This is a genomic window from Opitutia bacterium ISCC 52, assembly GCA_014529675.2.
GTDB lineage: Bacteria > Verrucomicrobiota > Verrucomicrobiia > Opitutales > UBA2995 > UBA2995.
This window is the reverse complement of sequence record CP076040.1, coordinates 4,131,259-4,150,207: the sequence shown is the minus strand read 5'-3', so window position 1 is coordinate 4,150,207 and position 18,949 is coordinate 4,131,259. Positions and strand designations below refer to the sequence as shown.

Below are 18,949 nucleotides of genomic sequence, written 5' to 3'. Positions count from 1 at the left end.
TCCCTATGTCTAAAATTCTTTCTTCTTCATCCAGGGCTTCAATTGTTCAAATTCCTGAACGGGCGCAGTTTGGATAAATACGGTTACCACCGATGGGTGGTTTTTAAGTTTGGAAAATGTGGCGGGCTCGATCTGCCAGATCAAGGAGGAGGCTATCTCTCCCCAGAGCACTTTATTATCCTCCACCAGCATTCCAAGTTGCACACGAGTTGAACCGCTTTGGTGTTTGTCTAAGTCTGCTCGAAGGATTGAAAGAAAATCTTCGGCCTGGTTGTTCGGGTCGAGAACCCAGTGGACCTCCTTGATCATGCGAGGAATGGCTCCGCGAAGGTGAGAAACTTCACGCACGCTGAAGCGAAGATCATCATCTTTGCGATTCATGACCGTTCCAGAAATCATGACCGTTTTTCCGTCTTCGAGAATATGACCATAGTCTTCGAATGCTTCCGAATACATGTTCATCTGGAAGCTATGAGTCTTGGTCGCTACATTGAAAAAGGCCCAGGGCCGATTGTCTCTTCGCGATAGCTTTTTAGTAACATTGCTGGCGACACCACAAAAACGAAATGGGTTGCGATCCGGTAATTCGTCGGCCTTGTCTGGATCAAAATTGGTGATAGCCTGTGCCAGTCCATTGAACTCGTTCATCGGATGGCCCGATATATAGAATCCTAGCAGTTCGTTTTCATACTGCAGCTTTTCGGCGAGTGGCATGGCCTCCCCCGATGATTTTCTTTTTAGGCTATCCCCCGGCTTTTTCTCTTTAGCCGTGGGTTCCGCCAACATATCCATGAACGATTCCTGTCCGCGCTCCAGGTCTCTTTGCCTTTCAGCTGCGGAGCTGATCGCTGCATCCAGTCCATCCAGGAGCTCCTTTCGGCTTTCGCCTGTAGAATCAAAGCCGCCCGACTTGATCAAGCACTCCATCACTCGACGATTCACCGTCTTGGCATCTACGCGGGTGATGAAATCCTCAAAATCTTCAAAGGATCCATTCTCTTCACGCTCTTCAATAATTTTTTGCGAAGCTGCGTCTCCCACTCCCTTAATGGCAGCCATACCAAAGCGTATGTCTTCTTTGCCTGTTTCGAGATCTATGACAGGAGTAAAGTTCTCTCGTGAAATATTCACATCCGGACCCAAGACTGAAATCTTCATGGCCGAGCACTCATTGACGAAGTGCGCGACCTTGTCGGAGTTCCCTAATTCGTTGGAGAGAATGGCCGCCATAAATTCGACCGGATAGTTCGCCTTCAAATAGGCTGTCCGATAACTCAGCATCGCATAAGCCGCGGAGTGAGACTTGTTAAATCCGTATTGAGCAAACTTTTCTAGAATCCCGAATACATCGAGCGCTTTTTTCTTTGAGATCTGGTTATGTTCCAGAGCACCGTCGACAAAGATTTCCTTTTGGGCGTCCATCACCGATGCGATCTTCTTACCCATGGCACGGCGAAGAATATCCGCACCACCCAGGGTGTAGCCAGCAATGATTCTGGCGGCCTCCATGACCTGCTCCTGATAAACGAGAACGCCGTATGTTTCTCCTACCAGTTCCTCCAGTAGAGGGTGGGGCACCTTCACGGTTGTGGGATCTTTCTTACCTTCAATGAACTGAGGTATGAACTGCATGGGTCCAGGCCGATAGAGCGCAATCAACGCGATGATTTCTTCAAATGAGCTCAAGCCAATTTGTCGGCATAGTGATTGCATGCCACCGGATTCCAGCTGGAACACACCGGTCGTCTTACCACTATTGAGTAGGTCAAAGGTTTTGCCGTCGTCTAGTGCAACTTTCTCAATGTCAAAGTCCGAAAGATTGCGCGTTTTTTGCACATTATCCTGAGCATCTGAGATGACGGTCAGGGTCTTTAGACCAAGAAAATCCATTTTAAGTAGACCAAGGTCTTCCACCGGGCCCTTTGGAAACTGGGTCGTCAAATCTCCTTCCTGTAGAGTGACAGGTACCAAGTCCTTGATGGGCTGGTCTCCAATGATGACACCGCACGCATGCTTACCGGTATTGCGCACCATCCCTTCGATGATGAGTCCATGTTCGACAATCTTGCCAGCAACGGGATTGCCGCGAATCTCGCTCTGCAATTCACCCGATTTTGCAATGGAGTCTTCCAGAGAGATGTTCAACTCATCGGGAATCATTTTTGCTACACGGTCGGCTTCAGCGTAGGGGACATCATTCACCCTAGCGAGGTCGCGAACGACCATCTTTGCACCAAACTTTCCAAAGGTAATAATGTTCGCAACCGCGTCGGCCCCGTATTTGTCGCGCACATAGTTTACGACCTTGTCCCGGCGGCGCATGCAAAAATCTACGTCGAAGTCAGGCGGTGATACCCGTTCCAAATTCAGCATCCGTTCGAAGAGAAGACCAAATCGAAGCGGTTCGATATCAGTGATCTTTAGCACGTAGGCGACCAGGCAACCCGCACCAGAACCACGTCCCGGGCCTACTGGAATCATTTCCTTTCGCGCCCAGTCGATGAAGTCCCAAACGATGAGGAAGTAGTCAATGAATCCGGTGCCCATGATAATGGCCAATTCGTATTCAAGTTTTGAGCACAGGAATTTGTTGTACTCCTCGGAACCTGGTTCGGGCGGAGTGCCTTTACCTTCATCCGCGGTGGTGGGAGCATCTTTATCACCGTTGCGGATTTCGCCGTAATCGATTCCGTAGCGTTCCTTCAGGCCGGTCTTGCAAAGTTCAAATAGAAACAAGCCATTGCTGCGGTATTCCTGACGGGTCTTTTTATCGATGGTCGCTGGTTCATCGACACCATTCTGTTTGTTGACTCGCTCCTTCTCAGACACGTACACGTCGAGAATGCGATCGAAGTTGTCAGGATCTTTTTTATAGGAGATCTCAATTGGTTTCTCGAAAATGGGATAGTGGTTCTCACCAAAAGGAATGTCTATATTGCACATTTCGGCCACGTGCAGCGTATTATCGAGAGATTCGGGTATTTCTTTGAATACCTCGAGCATCTCCTCCCGGCTCTTCAGGTAGAACTCCTGAGACGGGTATTTCATCCGATTCTCGTCGATGATTTTTCGACCAGTCTGGATGCAGAGTAGCGCATCATGTGGCTCCCAGTCGCCCTTTTTTACATAGTGAACGTCGTTTGCGGCGACCACTTTGAGGTCGAATTCTTTGGCCAGCTGGAGTTGCCCAGGAATGATCTTTTTCTGAAAGGAGAGTCCGTGATCCTGGACTTCTATAAAATAGTTTTCCTTTCCAAAAATGTCGATGAAGTCGGCCGTCGCCTTACGGGCCATATCATAGTTGTTATAGAGCAAATGCTGTGAGGCTACGCCGTTGATACAGCCACTGAGACCAATGAGCCCTTTACTATATTGAGCGAGGTGTTCGACATCAACTCGAGGTCGATAATACACCCCTTCAGTATGAGCTTTGGACACCAGCTTCGAGAGATTCATATAACCCTCATAATCCTTCGCCAGGATCGTTTTATGATGAATCTGGTATTTCGGAAAATCTTCTGGCTGGAGTTGGTGATCCTCTGGAAGGTCTCCGATGTCGTCCGTGCGTTTCCGCTCGCGCCGCGGCTTCTCAAACATGGTGTGATCGTGCACCAAGTAGATTTCACAGCCGATGATCGGGTTGATATCCGCATTCTTCATTTTTCGGTAGAAATCAATAGTACCGAACAAATTGCCATGGTCGGTCATGGCTACCGAGGACATGCCGAGCTCCTTCGCGCGTGCTGCAAGCCGATCGATCCTACAAGCCCCATCAAGCAGGCTGTAGTCGGTGTGCAAATGCAGGTGGGCGAAATCTTGGCTGGAGTCGGACATAGAGCGGATAAACGAGCGAGGTTGGGAGCTCGCTTAGTAGGCCTTACTGTTGGTCACGAGCGACCAGTCGCAAGACTGATTTATCCACAATCTACTAACCTACTTATAAACAAGGAGTTTTTCGAAACTCGTTTACCGTGCTGCCGTGCCGCCCTTTTTAAATGTACGATTCAAAGCGGTCATCTCCGTTTCGGCTCCCAGGTCGCCTTGCTCGTCCATCCACCGAAGCAGGCGGATGCGAAGATCTTTTTGTGTCGCTTGGTATTTTTTATCACCTGCGAGGTTCTTCAATTCGTAGGGATCATTTTCGATGTCATAGAGTTCCTCTTCGGGTCGCCATTGGTAGCGCTGGGTCGTCTCTTTCGCAAAATCATTGGATTTAGCAGCATCGACCCAGGTGGGCCAAAACTCCGTCCAACCACCTTTGTTTTCGGTGAGGTTGTTTTGGAACGGAACATCCGGCGTTAGATTGATGAGCAATTTGAATTTGTGAGATCTTATGGATCGAATGCCGTAGTGATCGGATCCGTTGGTTATACCGCGTGTGGTCTGTATCCCATAAGCATAATCTTTATGGTGATCACGAGTTCCGAGGAGAACCGGAAGGAAACTCTGTCCGTCCAGGATGGATGGTTGGGTGGCTCTTGCGGCTTCGATAAACGTTGGAAGAATATCCACGTACTCTATCATTGCGTTGCTGACCGAGCCAGGTGCGATTTTTCCAGGCCAACGAGCTACAAATGCGGCTTGGAGTCCCTGGTCGTAGCAGGTCCATTTGGCAAACGGCATCGCAATACCTTGTTCGCTTACAAATATCAGAAGGGTATTGTCTTTCATTCTTAATCGATCAATCAGGGCAATCACGTCACCAACTGAATCATCGAGATGTTTCACCTCAGCGTAATAGTCGACCAGGTGTTTTCGTGTAGTTGGAGTATCGACGAAGTAGGGTGGCAGTACTAATTTGTCCGGATCAAATTGAGAAGCGTCCCCGCGCGTCCAAGGAGTGTGGGGTTCATTGTAGCAGATAAAGGTGCAACTGGGCTGATCTTTATCGCGGGTAAGAAATGCCTCAACAGCTTCCAGATTTGGTTCGTTCTCATTGGCGTCTGTACCGGCATTCCGGTTTAAGTAGTCAAAGGGGAATACGGTTTCCGGCCATATATGGAGTTTGCCGGTTATTCCTACCCTATAACCGGCGTCGCCCAAGTAGTGTGCCACGCTTTTGGTTCCTTCGTAGGCCAATGTAGAATTGGGGTAGGCACCCGACTTAACAGGATATAATCCTGTATAGATGTTGTGGCGGGTCGGTGAGCACATGGCCGAAGCCTGAAAACATCGTTCGAATCGCATCCCCTCGTCTGCAATCGAATCAATATGTGGCGTCTGCACATTCTTTCCACCGTAGCAGCTGACATCCCTAAAGGTCAGATCATCGGCAATGATAAATACGATGTTTGGCTGGTCGGCCTTGTGTGAGTCGCTGATCGTGCTGATTACGTTATTTTGTGCACCAAGGCCGGTACACAGAATCAATAAGGCGACGATCTTTAAGCAAATGTGGAGTAGAGAAGATGATCTGGGTGACATATAAGACGGGAAATGTAGGAGAATTCGTTCGGTAGATCTACCTTTAAAATTGTGAAACCGTTTCAATGGTAAGTTTAAAAAGAGGTGGACATTGCATTGATGGCACGCAGAGTCCGTGGCTTTTAGAAGCTTCAGTTCTGATGAAAGCTGACAGTTACACTTCGCTCATGGAAAAACTGGTTACATCGCAATTCAAATTAGGTATTATTGCAGGTGGGCAACTTGGTAAATTGCTAGCCCTCGCTGCTAGTAATTGGGACGTAAAAACGTACATCTTGGACAATGACCCGCACTGTCCCGCTTCCTCTTGCTGCACCGCGTTTGTTCAGGGAGATCCGATGTCCTACGATGACATCATCACCCTGGGTCGTCAGGTGGATATGATTACCTATGAGATGGAGGCCATCAACGTGGATGCACTTCGACAGCTCAAGGCAGAGGGTATCCCTGTGCACCCGGATCCAGAGAGCCTTGCGATCATTCAGGACAAAGGCCTGCAAAAAGAGTTTTACTCAGAACACGGAATTCCTTCGCCGGCCTACCGACTTTTTGAAGATGACCAGGCCATTCGAGAGGCTGTGACTGGCGGAAATCTGGAATTTCCCTTTGTTCAAAAACTTAGGCGCGGTGGCTACGATGGACGAGGAGTGGCATTGATTCGATCCTTGGCCGACTTGCCGTTACTTTTGCCTGGGCCTTCGCTGGTAGAGGATCTAGTCGATTTGGAGGCGGAAATATCCGTCATTGCGGCGCGCAATCCCTCTGGCGAAATCAAGTGTTTTCCGGTTTCAGAGATGGAATTCAATGCGGAGGCGAATTTGGTGGAGTTACTCATTTGTCCATCTTCTATCGATCCAAAATTACAGGACTTGGCTGTTTCTATTGGCGAGCAAGTTATTGAGGCTTTTAAACTGGTCGGCTTGTTGGCCATTGAAATGTTCGTCGACAAATCCGGTGAGATATGGGTCAACGAAGTGGCTCCTCGCCCACACAACAGTGGACACCATACCATCGAAAGTATGGTCACGTCCCAATATGAGCAGCAACTGCGCGCTATATTCGATTTCCCACTCGGTAGCACGCGTATCAAGCTTCCTTCGGCCATGATCAATTTGCTGGGAGAACCGGAGATGGAAGGCCCTGTGCGCTACGAAGGTATGAATGAATGCATGAGGGAAGAAGGAGTGAAGATCCATCTATATGGAAAAACAACGACCCGACCGTTTCGTAAGATGGGCCACGTCACGATCCTTGCATCCACGGTTGACCAGGCGAGGGCGAAAGCAGAACTTATAAAGAAACAACTTCGCGTAGTTACCTCATGAAAACACCTCTGGTTAGTATTATTATGGGATCAGATTCCGATCTTCCGGTTATGCAAGCGGCTGCTGATATCCTGGAAGAATTTTCTGTGCCGCACGAGGTCACTATCGTATCCGCTCACCGCACTCCAGACCGCCTCTTCAAATTTTGTCGATCCGCTCACGAACGCGGCATTCAGGTGATCATTGCGGGAGCCGGCGGAGCCGCCCATTTGCCGGGCATGGCTGCTGCTTTGTCCCCTTTGCCTGTGATTGGGGTGCCGGTCAAATCCTCAAACTCCATCGACGGCTGGGATTCGGTTCTTTCCATCCTGCAAATGCCGGGCGGGGTGCCAGTGGCCACGGTGGCCCTCGATGGATCAAAAAATGCGGGATTGCTTGCAGTCCAGATGCTGGGGTGTGCCGATCCGAGTCTTCGTGAACGCTACCAGGAATACAAAGAGGGGCTCAAGGACGTGGTGATGAGTAAATTAGAGGGATTTGGATCCTCTTAAGATACCTTGGATTTCCTCGGAAATTTCAGTTGACCTGGGTGTCGGAAAGGCTCTTAGTAGCGCCCTTTCTCCAATTTCATATGGCTTTAGAAGTACAAATACGCAAAGGCGAGCCCACCGAACGGGCACTACGCCGTCTCAAGAAAAAACTCGATCGCGAGGGTGTAATCCGCGATGTGCGTGCCAAACGCTATTTCGAGAAACCTTGCGAGGTTCGCCGTCGTAAGAAGAAAGTCATGGCTTTTACAGATATGCTCCGTCGGCGTTATATGTCGTAAAGCAACCGTAAGCATTTTTTTTAAGCTTGAGAGATCCGCCGCTTGTGTGGATCTCTTTTTGCGTACCTAACCTAGGCGTTTAGTTGCACCTCTCATCATGATCTCAAATCCTATTGCTCTCTCAACTTGCTGGAATTCGCACCGCCACAAGAACGGGTACGATATGCTCGAAGAAATTGCGGATCTTGGATTTGAGTGGACGGAATTAAGCCATGGTGTGCGAATAACCCTGGTTCCTGGCATTCACAAAGCCATCCAAGACGGGATTATTAAAGTGATCTCGGTTCACAATTTCTGTCCGCTCCCGCATGGGACACAGCATGCAGCTCCGAATCTCTACGAACCTTCTTCATTGGACGAACGTGAGAGAACCCAATGGTTGAAGTACTCCTGCCGTACGGTTGATTTTGCTTCTGAAGTGGGGGCTGAATACATGGTGATTCATCTCGGCTCTGTTCACTTCTTTTGGCGAGGGGTGGTAGATAAGCTCACCAAATACTTGGATAACAAGAAGCCGGCAGATCCCTTTTCCGATGATCGGTACCAAGAAATGCTGGGTAAGGCCCAGGAAAAGCTTCGTCAAAAGAAGGAGAAGCACATGGAGCTACTCCACGATTCTTTAGATGCCTTGGTTCCCTATGCTGAAGAAAAGGGTGTCACTCTTGGGTTTGAAAATCGTGAAGATCTCGAGGAATTGCCCTTGGATGAAGATATGCCCCCTTTGCTCGACGAGTACTCAGCCTATCAAAATGTAGGATTTTGGTATGACCCGGGACATTCGCAGGAGAAAAATGACTATGGCGTTCTGACTCCTGAACAAACACTTGAGCAAAATGGCCCATTCATGAAAGGAGTCCATTTTCAGGATTATACAGAAGAAGGGAAAGGTCACCGAGCACTAGGAGATGGTCTCATCGATTTTGATCCTATCTTTCAGTATTTAAAGCCAGAGTCACCTTGCATACTTGAATTGAGTCCGAGTGCTTCTCCAGAAGGCATACTTCGTTCCAAGGACTACTTGGAAGAGAAGCTGCGGAACGGTTAACCTGAATTCTCATCAAATCTTCCCAAAGGGTGAGTGTTAGAGAATGAATAACGATAGACCTACAAGCTGACCAAACACTTTAACCGTTATTTTGAGAAGATTCTCTGTCCGACATGTCGAGTGTTCCTTCCTTCTAGTTCAGTTACGCACAAGAGTGCGCTCCTTCACTTTTCGGTCTTCATCCTCAACATCTCAACTCCGTGAGAAATCAGGTTAAAGCAGTTCGAGCTGATCCTTCTGCAGGATTTCCTGGATCCACCGTTTGTGGGGACCCGATAGCGTAGCAGCACCCAATTGATCACGATCAATCCAAACAAGATCTGGATTATCTACGATACTGACCTCCGTAAGCTGCCAAATCGGTTCTGTGATTTGAGAATTACTAATTCCACGCTTCTTGGTCAAAAAAGGTGACTGACCTTGCTTCTTAAGAGCCCGGTTCGAAGTCCCAAGCATTTCCAGAGATGGCAGTTCCAGAATACCTGAAAGTCTGTGGCTGGCCCCGTTTGCTTTGTGTAGTAAAAGTTGTTTGTCAGTTAATACCCAGGCTCGGTCAATCGTTTCGAGCTTCACTTTTTTGGCGACTTTTTTGGGCAGAGATTCCGGTTTGTTATCTTTGGCAAGGCAACCAAGCGCCAATGGGCACACCTGGCATTGTGGATTTGCCTTGGTGCACAAAGTAGCCCCCAGTTCCATCATTGCTTCGTTGTGTCTGCCTGGCTCAGCTTGATCGAGAAGTGCGTTCGCAAGAGGTGTGAACGCCTTCATCGCCTGAGTATTGTCTTTGTAAATGGTTTTGTCGGCGGTAAGGCGGCAAAGAATGCGGATGACGTTACCATCTACGCAGGCAACTGGGTGTTTGTAGGTAATGCTAGTGATGGCTGCCGCCGTGTAAGCTCCAATGCCTTTGAACTGTTGCCATTCTTCAGGGGCTTCGGGGATGCTTTCCAGCTTCGAGATGTCCTTGGCCAGTTGGTGCAAATTGCGCGCCCGTGAGTAATATCCCAATCCTTCCCAATGTTTGAGGACCGTTGTTTCTTTCGCCTTCGCCAATGTCTCGAAGTCAGGAAAACGCTTTAGCCATTTATCATAATAGGGAAGAACCGTTTTCACCTGGGTCTGCTGTAGCATGAACTCCGAGACTACGGTCGGGTAGAGGGAGGCCAGTCGTCGCCAGGGAAGGGCGCGTTTATTTTTCTTAAACCACTCGGAAAGCGAGCTCCTCAGCTTGGGAGCCATTTTATTCAAGTAGGAAACTGTTGTATTCTTGGGCAAAGGTCGCTGAAGATAGCTGTTTTATGAGCCGAAATTATAAAGACTTTGAGGTCGAGGAAGAAAAGAAGATCACCATGTATACGCGAAAGCTGTCGGACGACGAGGCCGACCAGCTAGAGAATTGGTGTAAAGGACGTGGTTGGGGTGAAAACGAAGTAGCCTATGCCCGTTTTGCCTTCAAGGGGCCGAAAATAAACTTGGTCATGTATACGAGCGGCAAGTTGGTGATTCAGGGCAAAATGACCCAAGACTTTGTGCAGGATGTCATTGAGCCGGAAATCATCAAGGTCGCAGAGTTGGGTTACGACGAGGTGCTTCATCCTGAATGGTACGAGCCTCACGCAGGCATGGACGAATCAGGAAAGGGCGATTTATTTGGCCCTGTGATCTGCGCCACGGTCATCGCCGATGGAGATATGGTTCGTAAATGGATGGATGCTGGCATCAAAGACAGTAAAAAGATTGCTGATCCTCAGATCCTCCGGCTCGAAAAGGTTATCTTAAAAACCAAAGGAGTGGTCGTTGAGAAATCCTTTTGTGGAATGACTAAGTATAACGAGCTGATGGGTCGACCCAAGGCCAACTTAAATAAGCTCATCGCCTGGCTGCATGCCAAGGCGCTCGAATCAGCCCTTGATAAAAAACATGTTCCCTGGGGAATGCTGGATCAGTTTAGCAAACAGCCATTGGTGCAGAAGCAGCTTAAGCGGAAAGACTTTGAATTAAAGATGGAAACCAAGGCAGAGTCTGATCCGGTCGTGGCAGCGGCCTCTATCATCGCTCGTGCGGAGTTCCTTCGACAGTTGAGGAAAATCTCCACCGGATTTGGTGAGGAGTTACTGAAGGGGGCGGGTGCTGCAACCAAAGCTCAGGGTGTGAAGCTGGTCGAAAAGCTTGGCCCCGATCGCTTGGGTGAATTTGCCAAAATGCATTTCAAAACCAGTTACGAAATCCTTGGACTTCCAGTTCCTCAGAAAACGGCTTGGGTGAAGAGATAGGCTTATGCGGCTCCTCGACTTTGATCTGCAATATCTGGAGGACGTTCCTGCAGTCATTGGAGTAGACGAAGCGGGAAGGGGACCTCTAGCTGGACCTGTCAGTGCGGCGGCTGTCTATTTAACTAAAGACTTTTATCAATCAGACTGGGCTGCGAAGCATGCGGCGAAGATCAATGACTCAAAGCAGCTGGCTGAGAAAACACGTGAGCATTTGTTCGAAGCCATTCTCCAGGCAGAACCAGGGTTGATCCATTTCGCCAGTTTCATGGCCTACATCAATGATATTGAGTCACTCAACATCCTTGGAGCGACCCGGAAAGCGATGGCCAACTGTGTTCAACAACTTCAATCCCTGGACGATTGTCCTTTCCAGGTGCCAGACGAAGGGAACGATTGGTTATTTCGTGAAACGGAGGGATCATCGGTGGCTCGCATCTTGGTCGATGGAAAACCGCTAAAGCCATTCCCATTCGTTCATACCGCGATTGTGAAGGGTGACGGCAAGTCCCTGTCTATTGCCATGGCCTCCATCATCGCCAAGGTTACACGAGATCGCTACATGCAGAAGCAAGCCGAGCACTATCCCGCCTATGGATTTACCTCCAATAAAGGCTATGGCACCAAGAAACACATCGAAGCGTTAAAGGCGCATGGTCCTTGTAAAATTCATCGACCCAGCTTCCTAAACAACATTCTATCTACCTAGCATGAATCGCGCACGAGGTATCGAACGTATCAAATCGGAATCTCTTCCCTGGGATGTGGTCATCATCGGAGGGGGAGCTACCGGGTTGGGGTGTGCGTTGGATTCTGTCTCTAGGGGCTACCGAACATTGCTTCTGGAAGAGGCGGACTTCGCCAACGGTACATCGAGTCGCAGTACCAAGCTGATCCATGGAGGAGTTCGATACTTGCGACAAGGAAACGTATCTTTGGTTAAAGAATCCCTGGCTGAACGTGGGTGGCTTTTAAACCACGTGCCTTACCTGGTTACGCCGCAACCCTTTCTTATTCCCACCTACTCCTGGGCTGAAACTTGGTACTATCGCATGGGGCTATGGATGTATGATCGCTTGGCAGGGAGTCTACGCATTCATTCCTCCAAGCGCTGCAACAAAGAGCAGGCGCTTGCGCGAGTTCCTACTTTAAAACCGGATACCCTGGCTGGTGGTGTGGTTTATTGGGATGGTCAATTCGATGATGCCCGCTTGTGCATGCAGACTGTGAAAACGATTTGGAGACGGGGTCATGTGGCTCTCAACTACATGAAAGTGACCCGACTCAACAAAGAGGCAGGTAGAGTTACGGGTATTGAAGCTCTTGATACGGTTAGCCATGAAACGATCTCGATCAAGGCCCGTGTAGTTATTCAAGCCACCGGGATATTTTCCGATGCCATTCGAAATGAAGACACTCCAAATGTGAAGCCGATCATTCGTTCTAGTCGAGGAAGCCACCTGGTTGTAGACGGAGATTTTCTTCCAAACGGAAACGCCATCATGGTCCCGAAAACGTCCGACGGGCGCTTGTTGTTTCTAGTCCCCTGGTTGGGGAAAGTAATTGTTGGAACGACCGATGTACCCGATGACGATCTCTGCCTGGAACCAAAGCCAACTGAAGAGGAAATAGCATTCATGTTGGAGAATGCAGCGCCCTATCTGACTCGCCCCATTGAGAAGAAAGATATCCGCAGCGTGTATTCAGGTCTTCGTCCGCTTGTTATGGATCCGAGAAAGCAGGGAGATACATCCGCCCTTTCCCGGAATCATGTCATCGAAGTGAGTCCTTCAGGTTTGATAACCATCGCCGGAGGTAAATGGACAACCTTTCGGAAGATGGGAGAGGATGCCATAGATAAGGCTATCGAAGTGGGGCAACTCGCGGAACGAGCCTCTCGTTCCATGGCCACTCGTTACTCTGCTTACGACGAAGATCTTCCCAAGGAGCCGACACGGTTTGGTCAATATGGGATCGATGCCAGGCATTTGAAGACGATGATTTCCTGGAAGCCGAAATGGGACGAAGCCATCCATGAGCGATTGCCCTATTGTTGGGCGGAGGTCATGTGGGCCATTGAGAACGAACTCGTAGAATCGGTAGAAGATGTTTTATCACGCCGAACACGTTCTTTATTACTCGATGCGCAGGCGGCTATTGAAGCAGCTCTAGAGGTCGCCCGGTTCATGGCTAAGAAAATGGATCGTGATGAAGCGTGGGTTCAATCTTCCGTTGATTCATTTCTGGAAATCGCAAAGAACTATTTACCAATATCATGAAGGATAATCTAAAACAACTCCACCAGAAGGCGCGCTTGGCGCGTGATCCCATCGCCACTGAGGCCTATGGCGCGGCCTTAGCCGCTATTCAAGAAGGCGAAGTCCGAGCCAATAAGGACTTTGATGAGGCTCAGCAGATCCAAGTGGTGCAGAAGGAGGCTGGTAAATTCAAAGAGTCGGCCGAGGCATTTGCCAAGGCAGGTCGCGATGACAAGGCGGGTGAGCTCAATCAATGCGTTGAATTACTGACAGCACTACTCCCGGCCAAGCTTGAAGAAAGTGCCTATCCCGAATTAGTTGCCACAGCAATTGAAGCGACGGGTGCAAGTAGCATGAAAGAAATGGGACTCGTGATGGGGCAGCTAAAGAAAGAGCACGGAGCTGCATTGGATATGAAGATCGCCTCGGCCCAAGTGAAGGCTGCGTTATCCTAAAACAGTTTGAGCTTTATTGTCTGGAACGACCTGATTGGAGGCTCTACGGTGCCCCTCCTTGAATTTTATTATGAGCCAACAAGAGCTATTACTCGGTGTTAACATCGACCACTGCGCAACGGTCAGACAAGCCCGGTATCGTGAATCCGCTGAAACGACGGGCGGAATTGTCGAGCCGGATCCTGTATTTTATGCCCAGCAATGTGAGATTGCCGGAGCTGATAGTATAACCGTTCACTTGCGTGAAGATCGGCGCCATATGCAACAGCGCGACGTGGAGCGACTTCGTGAGTGTCTTCGGATTCCCTTGAATTTGGAAATGGCGGCTACCGACGCGATGCTGGACTTTGCCTTGGAGTTGAAACCGGACTACGCCTGCATCGTTCCCGAAAGCCGGGAGGAGATTACAACCGAAGGGGGGCTTGATGTCATCCAGTTCAAAGACCGAGTTGCCAAGGTCGTGAATGGGCTGAATGAGGCCGGCGTCATTGTAAGTCTATTTATCGATCCAGTGCCGGCACATATCCAGGCTTCAGCTGATTTAGGAGCGACTGCAGTGGAGCTTCATACTGGGGCCTACTCGAATGCTTATTATACTCCGGAACGTGATAATGAATTCTTACGACTCAAATCCGGCGCGGAATTGGGACATGGTTGTGGATTACAGATTAATGCAGGCCATGGCATCAACTACGTGAACGTGAGCGAAGTTCGTACGCTTCCGCACTTACATGAATTGAACATCGGGCATAGTCTCGTTAGCCGTTCATTATTTACGGGTGTTCAAGAATCGGTGCGTGAAATGAGGAGGTTGATGAATGTCCTATGAGGAACCCAGCTTGGCTGAGTTAGCCGCGACCTTTCCAACTGGAGCTACCTTTCTCAATGTGGGCGTTGATGTGATCGAAGTCGAGCGTGTGCGAGAGGTCTATGAACGACAGAAAGATCGTTTCCTCAAACGTGTATTTACCCAGGAGGAACAAGATTACTGTATGAGCAAATCGAATCCGTTTCCCCATCTAGCGGTACGATTTGCTGCAAAGGAAGCCGTCTCAAAAAGCTTTTCTACCGGAATCGGAAAACTCTTTAGTTGGACCTCTTGTTCCATCTACCATGGCTCGCGAATGGAGCCGCTTGTCCGTTTCGACGATCTGAGCAAAGCTTTGTTGAAAACTTTAGGAGCTACGGATGTTCGTATCACCTTATCCCATACAAGCACTACAGCGGTTGCTGTTGCAGTTTTAGTAAACGAAACTAAAGGCGAATAAGATGACTCTTCGAGATTCCGGCTACTTGCATCCAGTGCTTGATTGTGCCGAGTCTCAAGCTTTTGAAAAAGACTACTTCAAAGGCGATGAAGCAGAAGAGTGGAAGGCAATGAATTGTGCCGGCGCGGCCATCGCTTCCCAAGCACAGCTGGATGTTCAGGAGGTATTAGGAAGGAGACCGATTCGTCGGGCACTCATACTCGTTGGCAAAGGACACAATGGAGGTGATGCATTGATTGCAACTCGTCATATCCTTGCTTCAAATACCGAGGCACAGGCAGACTTGGTTTTCCCCTACGGACTAGGGCATCTGCGACCTCTAGTCAGGCGATGTTTGGACCAGTTACAGGTCGCAGGTGGAAATAGGCTTCGTTACCTTTCTTTGAGAGCTGGAGACCAGGGCACCATTGAAAGACAGTTGAGTATATTTCTGGGAGACGAAGATTTCGATCTTTGTGTGGATGGAATTCTGGGGATGCAATTTAGACCTCCTCTGCGCACGCCAGCCTTGGAGCTTCTACGATGGACCCATAGCCACGAAGGAATCGCCTGTCGAATTGCGGTCGATCTTCCTAGTGGGCTAGGGGACGAAGCCGATCAAGATGCCTTTCGAGCAGACTTCTCATATGCTACTGGAATTGCCAAGTCGGCTTTGTTTGCTTCTGCCAATCGATCAAAGGTAGGGCGCATTCGCTATCTGGACATCGGATTTTTCGATCAATCCTTAGAGGCCGATCGTTACGTATTGTCCAAAGCTATCCTGAGCTTTCAAAGAAGCCTGCGTTTGTCGCAGACCCACAAGAAAACGTATGGTCATGTCTTTTTAGTGGGCGGTTCAACCACCATGCCTGGAGCCATTCTGATGGCGACACAATCTGCACTTAAAAGTGGAGTGGGCCTGGTAACCTGTTTCGTTCCGGAAAGTATCGTTGCCGAAGCTGCGGGAAAGATTCCTGAAGCGATGTGGGTTGGGTTGCCCGAGATCCCAGAACATGGGGGATTGGCCTTGGAGGGATTAGGTCTGATTCGCCAGCATGCCAAAAGAGCAAGTGGTTGGATCATCGGTCCCGGAATGGGCACACATGAGGAGACAGCAACCTTGATCGAAGAGGTGCTTGCACTGAGTGATGCACCTGTATTGCTCGATGCGGATGGGTTGCGCCTGGGCATCGTTTCTCTTGATTGGCAGGGCCGATCTTGCGTGGTCAGTCCTCACGTCGGAGAGTTTAATCGGTTGTTAGATCGCGAGTTGAATACGCCTGTTTCCGAGATGGATGTTTTGAAGTTAGCGAGTGATACCGGTTGCGTTGTCATCATGAAAGGATCCCCTACTTTAATCGCAGGCGAGGGACTTGCTGTTTACTCGTGCGCCGGTGGTCCGGTTTTGGCACGGGGCGGTAGCGGCGATATTTTGTCGGGTCTCGTAGGAGGGCGTATTGCCATACCGAATAGCGATTTATTGGTATCAGTCGCTGAAGGGGTAGCCTGGCAGGGTGCCGCGGCAGATGCCATGGCCCAACGGCAAGGGCAGGTGGCTGCGAAGGCTACCGATATTTTGAGTTTTCTTTAAGGCGGGAATGAGGCAGGATAGTTATTAACCCTCCTGATTCTCAATGGAACTCAATCGTTATAACGCCTTCATCGTTCTAAATGGTTTGCCGAATATTGGGCCGATCACTCTTCGGCGGTTGTTGGATGCATTTCACGGAGATCCGGTTTCGATTTTTAATGCTAGCTCCAGCCAACTGAAGAATGTCAAAGGTGTCGGTGACGCCATTGTTAATACCTTACGTTCTTGGCAAACTCATCTTGATCTCGAAAAACAGCTCAGGCAAATGGAGCAATCGGGTATTCGATTTGTGATTACCGAATCGGAGGAATACCCCGCCTTGTTGAAGGAGATCTACGATCCCCCTATCGGATTGTATTGGAAAGGTGAATATGACCTGGACCGACCTGCTGTCGCCATTGTCGGCAGCCGGAAGACTTCGGTTTATGGTAGGCAAGTAGCACGTAAGTTGGGGCGTGAGCTGGCGCGTTGTGGATTTTGCATTGTGAGTGGCGGCGCCCGTGGTGTGGATACCTAAGCTCACAAAGGAGCCTTGGAGGTAGATGGGAAAACCATTGCCGTGATGGGATGTGGCATGGATATCGTCTATCCCGCAGAGAATTTTGAATTGTTTAATCAAATTGCCAAGACTGGGGCAGTAGTAAGTGAGTTTCCGTTTGGGCGACGAGCTGATCGGCAGACATTCCCCATGCGTAACCGCATTGTTAGCGGCATGTGTCAGGGTTTGATTGTGGTAGAGTCAGATCTTTATGGGGGAAGCATGATCTCCGCTCGATTTGCGGCCGAGCAGGGGAGAACTGTATTTGCGGTGCCTGGGCGTATGGACCAATCGACCAGTCGTGGCTGCCATCAATTGATTCGTGAAGGTGCCAGCTTATTAGCCAAGCCCGAGGACGTGGTAGAAGAGCTTGGCTATTTGCTGATCGACAAGTCGACCGATGAACCGGCAGAAACCGTCACCCAATCATTTCAATTGTCGGATGAGGAGCAGCTGATCATGAAGCAATTTGAAGGCGGGGAAGTACTCGATATGGATCGCCTGATTGATCGAACGGGAAAATCTTCACCCGAGTTGGCATCGGCCTTGATGCTACTCGAGCTCAAGCATTTGATTGTGAAACGCTTCGACGGTACGTTTGAGGCGAGTCTCAATCTTTAGCGGCGTTAACAGCCTTGTCTTTTAGAATCAGCCTTAGGATTCCAAATGTGGCCAGCGCCGACAATATTCCAGGTGCGCCTTCGTAGAATTGTTGCCCAAGTCCTGATGCTCTCCATGTAAAGGCCACTGTCATTCCCACCAGCATCATGAGAAAGCAGAGCCACTCGCGTGGACGAGCACCGAGTGCATGGATGATGACGAGTGGACCTATGGAGCAGGCAAGCGCGGTCCATGCAAATATGACCAAGTTGAATACACTGGCGGTGGCAAATAAGGCGATAGCCAAGGAGCCAATGGTGATGATGAGAGTGGAAATACGTTTCCCGTTCGCTCCTTTCCAGAGATTAAAGTCTTCGCTGAGCACAGCCGAGCAACTAAGTACTTGAGAATCTGTAGTGGACATACTCGCTGCAAAGACCCCTCCAAGAATCACACCGACCGCCAGACCTGGCATTAAGATCTGAGACAATTCGGGGAGTGCAAGTTCTGGATCAAAGCCGCTCGCTTGCGTGATGTAGAGTCGAGTGGCCAAGCCTACTCCCAAAATGGCCAAAAGAAAACTACCACTCCAAAGAAAGTATAGGAATCCTGTCTTCTTTATGTGTTCGGTTTTATCCAGAGCCATGAAACGAATCATGACCTGAGGCTGCCCGGCGACTCCTATGCCATTAAACAACCATCCGAAGGCAAACAGTAGAGTCGCTTGGATGGATCCGAACCGAGTCACTCCCGGATCGAGATAACCGGGTTCAACCAGTTTCAGTTGCTCCACAAACACCGTGACTCCCCCTATATGGACGACGGCCGAAATCAGCAGAAGCAAAATAGCTGTCATCATGAGGATTGACTGGGCCGCATCTGTCCAAATGGAGGCTCGTAGACCACCAAAGAGACAATAAACGAGAATTAGACCTGCGCCGATCAGGGCACCTGAAACGGTTGGCCAACCGAATATCGCATACAGTGCTTTTCCTCCGGCGTTTAGCTGAGCTCCAGCATAGGTGCACAAGAAGATTAAGGTAAGTAATCCAACAGCCATTCTGAGGTATCGATAGCTACCCGAGTGCCATCGGCTCAATAATTCAGCAAAGGTCGAGGCCTTCGTGTCTTCGGTCGCCTGTCTCAGGTGTCGATGCACGAAGCTGTAGGCAATGACATCTCCAAATAGAAAGCCGCAGATAAGCCAGATAGCGGAGATGCCATAGGTATAAATATAGCCGATAAGGCCAATAAACATGTAGCCACTGTATTTTGTGGCAGCGGCCGAGAGTGCAGTGAGTAGTGGATTTACCGTCTGGCCGGCCAACAAGTAATCGTTGCCTGCCGAAGTTCGCTTCTTATTGGACCAGAGTCCAATTCCAGCGAACACGGCCAGGAAAAATATGAACCCCGCTATTTCCAACATG

The 18,949-nt window shown here is 49.5% G+C and carries 15 protein-coding genes and 1 pseudogene; 12 read left to right on the top strand and 4 right to left on the bottom strand.

Translation table 11 applies throughout. The features are described 5' to 3' along the window. Nucleotides 1-9: 9 nt before the first annotated feature. Complete coding sequence (dnaE, locus tag GA003_17725; protein ID QXD27827.1) at nt 10-3,834, bottom strand: DNA polymerase III subunit alpha; 3,825 nt, start codon at nt 3,832-3,834, stop codon at nt 10-12. A gap of 132 nt (nt 3,835-3,966) precedes the next feature. Continuing rightward, the gene (locus GA003_17720) at nt 3,967-5,424 is read right to left on the bottom strand and encodes a sulfatase (GenBank protein QXD27826.1); all 1,458 of its coding nucleotides are present in this window, start codon (nt 5,422-5,424) and stop codon (nt 3,967-3,969) included. A gap of 167 nt (nt 5,425-5,591) precedes the next feature. On the opposite strand from GA003_17720, the gene GA003_17715 reads away from it, so the two are divergent. The 4 genes from GA003_17715 (at nt 5,592) to GA003_17700 (ending at nt 8,563) form a co-directional block, all read left to right on the top strand. Further along, the gene (locus tag GA003_17715; protein QXD30473.1) at nt 5,592-6,749 is read left to right on the top strand and encodes a 5-(carboxyamino)imidazole ribonucleotide synthase; all 1,158 of its coding nucleotides are present in this window, start codon (nt 5,592-5,594) and stop codon (nt 6,747-6,749) included. An 8-nt stretch (nt 6,750-6,757) separates the two neighbouring features. Further along, a complete protein-coding gene (purE, locus tag GA003_17710) occupies nt 6,758-7,240 on the top strand; it encodes a 5-(carboxyamino)imidazole ribonucleotide mutase (protein QXD30472.1) in 483 nt (160 codons plus the stop codon). Between the two features lie 80 nt (nt 7,241-7,320). Beyond that, a complete protein-coding gene (rpsU, locus tag GA003_17705; protein QXD27825.1) occupies nt 7,321-7,518 on the top strand; it encodes a 30S ribosomal protein S21 in 198 nt (65 codons plus the stop codon). Nucleotides 7,519-7,615: 97 nt separating this feature from the next. After that, nucleotides 7,616-8,563, top strand: a complete 948-nt coding sequence (locus tag GA003_17700) for a sugar phosphate isomerase/epimerase (GenBank protein ID QXD27824.1) — start codon at nt 7,616-7,618, stop codon at nt 8,561-8,563. 213 nt (nt 8,564-8,776) lie between these two features. On the opposite strand, the gene GA003_17695 is transcribed toward GA003_17700, so the two are convergent. Continuing rightward, nucleotides 8,777-9,802: an A/G-specific adenine glycosylase gene (locus GA003_17695; GenBank protein QXD27823.1), complete on the bottom strand. Its 1,026-nt coding sequence runs from the start codon at nt 9,800-9,802 to the stop codon at nt 8,777-8,779. 59 nt (nt 9,803-9,861) lie between these two features. On the opposite strand from GA003_17695, the gene GA003_17690 reads away from it, so the two are divergent. The 8 genes and pseudogenes from GA003_17690 (at nt 9,862) to dprA (ending at nt 17,543) form a co-directional block, all read left to right on the top strand. Further along, on the top strand, nt 9,862-10,836 hold the full coding sequence (locus tag GA003_17690) for a ribonuclease HIII (GenBank protein ID QXD27822.1): 975 nt from the start codon (nt 9,862-9,864) through the stop codon (nt 10,834-10,836). 4 nt (nt 10,837-10,840) lie between these two features. Continuing rightward, entirely contained in the window at nt 10,841-11,542 is a 702-nt protein-coding gene (locus GA003_17685) for a ribonuclease HII (protein ID QXD27821.1), read from the top strand. 1 nt (nt 11,543) lies between these two features. Next, entirely contained in the window at nt 11,544-13,112 is a 1,569-nt protein-coding gene (locus tag GA003_17680) for a glycerol-3-phosphate dehydrogenase/oxidase (protein ID QXD27820.1), read from the top strand. Next, the gene (locus GA003_17675) at nt 13,109-13,546 is read left to right on the top strand and encodes a GatB/YqeY domain-containing protein (GenBank protein QXD27819.1); all 438 of its coding nucleotides are present in this window, start codon (nt 13,109-13,111) and stop codon (nt 13,544-13,546) included. The genes GA003_17680 and GA003_17675 overlap by 4 nt, the downstream gene beginning before the upstream one ends. Nucleotides 13,547-13,616: 70 nt before the next feature. Beyond that, entirely contained in the window at nt 13,617-14,375 is a 759-nt protein-coding gene (locus tag GA003_17670; protein QXD27818.1) for a pyridoxine 5'-phosphate synthase, read from the top strand. Further along, nucleotides 14,365-14,814, top strand: a complete 450-nt coding sequence (gene acpS, locus GA003_17665; protein ID QXD27817.1) for a holo-ACP synthase — start codon at nt 14,365-14,367, stop codon at nt 14,812-14,814. Before GA003_17670 ends, acpS begins: the two co-directional genes overlap by 11 nt. 1 nt (nt 14,815) lies before the next feature. Continuing rightward, nucleotides 14,816-16,384 (top strand): NAD(P)H-hydrate dehydratase, encoded by a 1,569-nt coding sequence (locus GA003_17660; GenBank protein QXD27816.1) that lies wholly within the window; start codon nt 14,816-14,818, stop codon nt 16,382-16,384. A 43-nt stretch (nt 16,385-16,427) separates the two neighbouring features. Next, nucleotides 16,428-17,543, top strand: a pseudogene (dprA, locus tag GA003_17655) (DNA-processing protein DprA). Here dprA and GA003_17650 read toward each other — a convergent pair. Further along, on the bottom strand, nt 17,533-18,948 hold the full coding sequence (locus GA003_17650; protein ID QXD27815.1) for a sodium/proline symporter: 1,416 nt from the start codon (nt 18,946-18,948) through the stop codon (nt 17,533-17,535). The pseudogene dprA and the gene GA003_17650 sit on opposite strands and share 11 nt — an antisense overlap. Between the last annotated feature and the right edge of the window lies 1 nt (nt 18,949).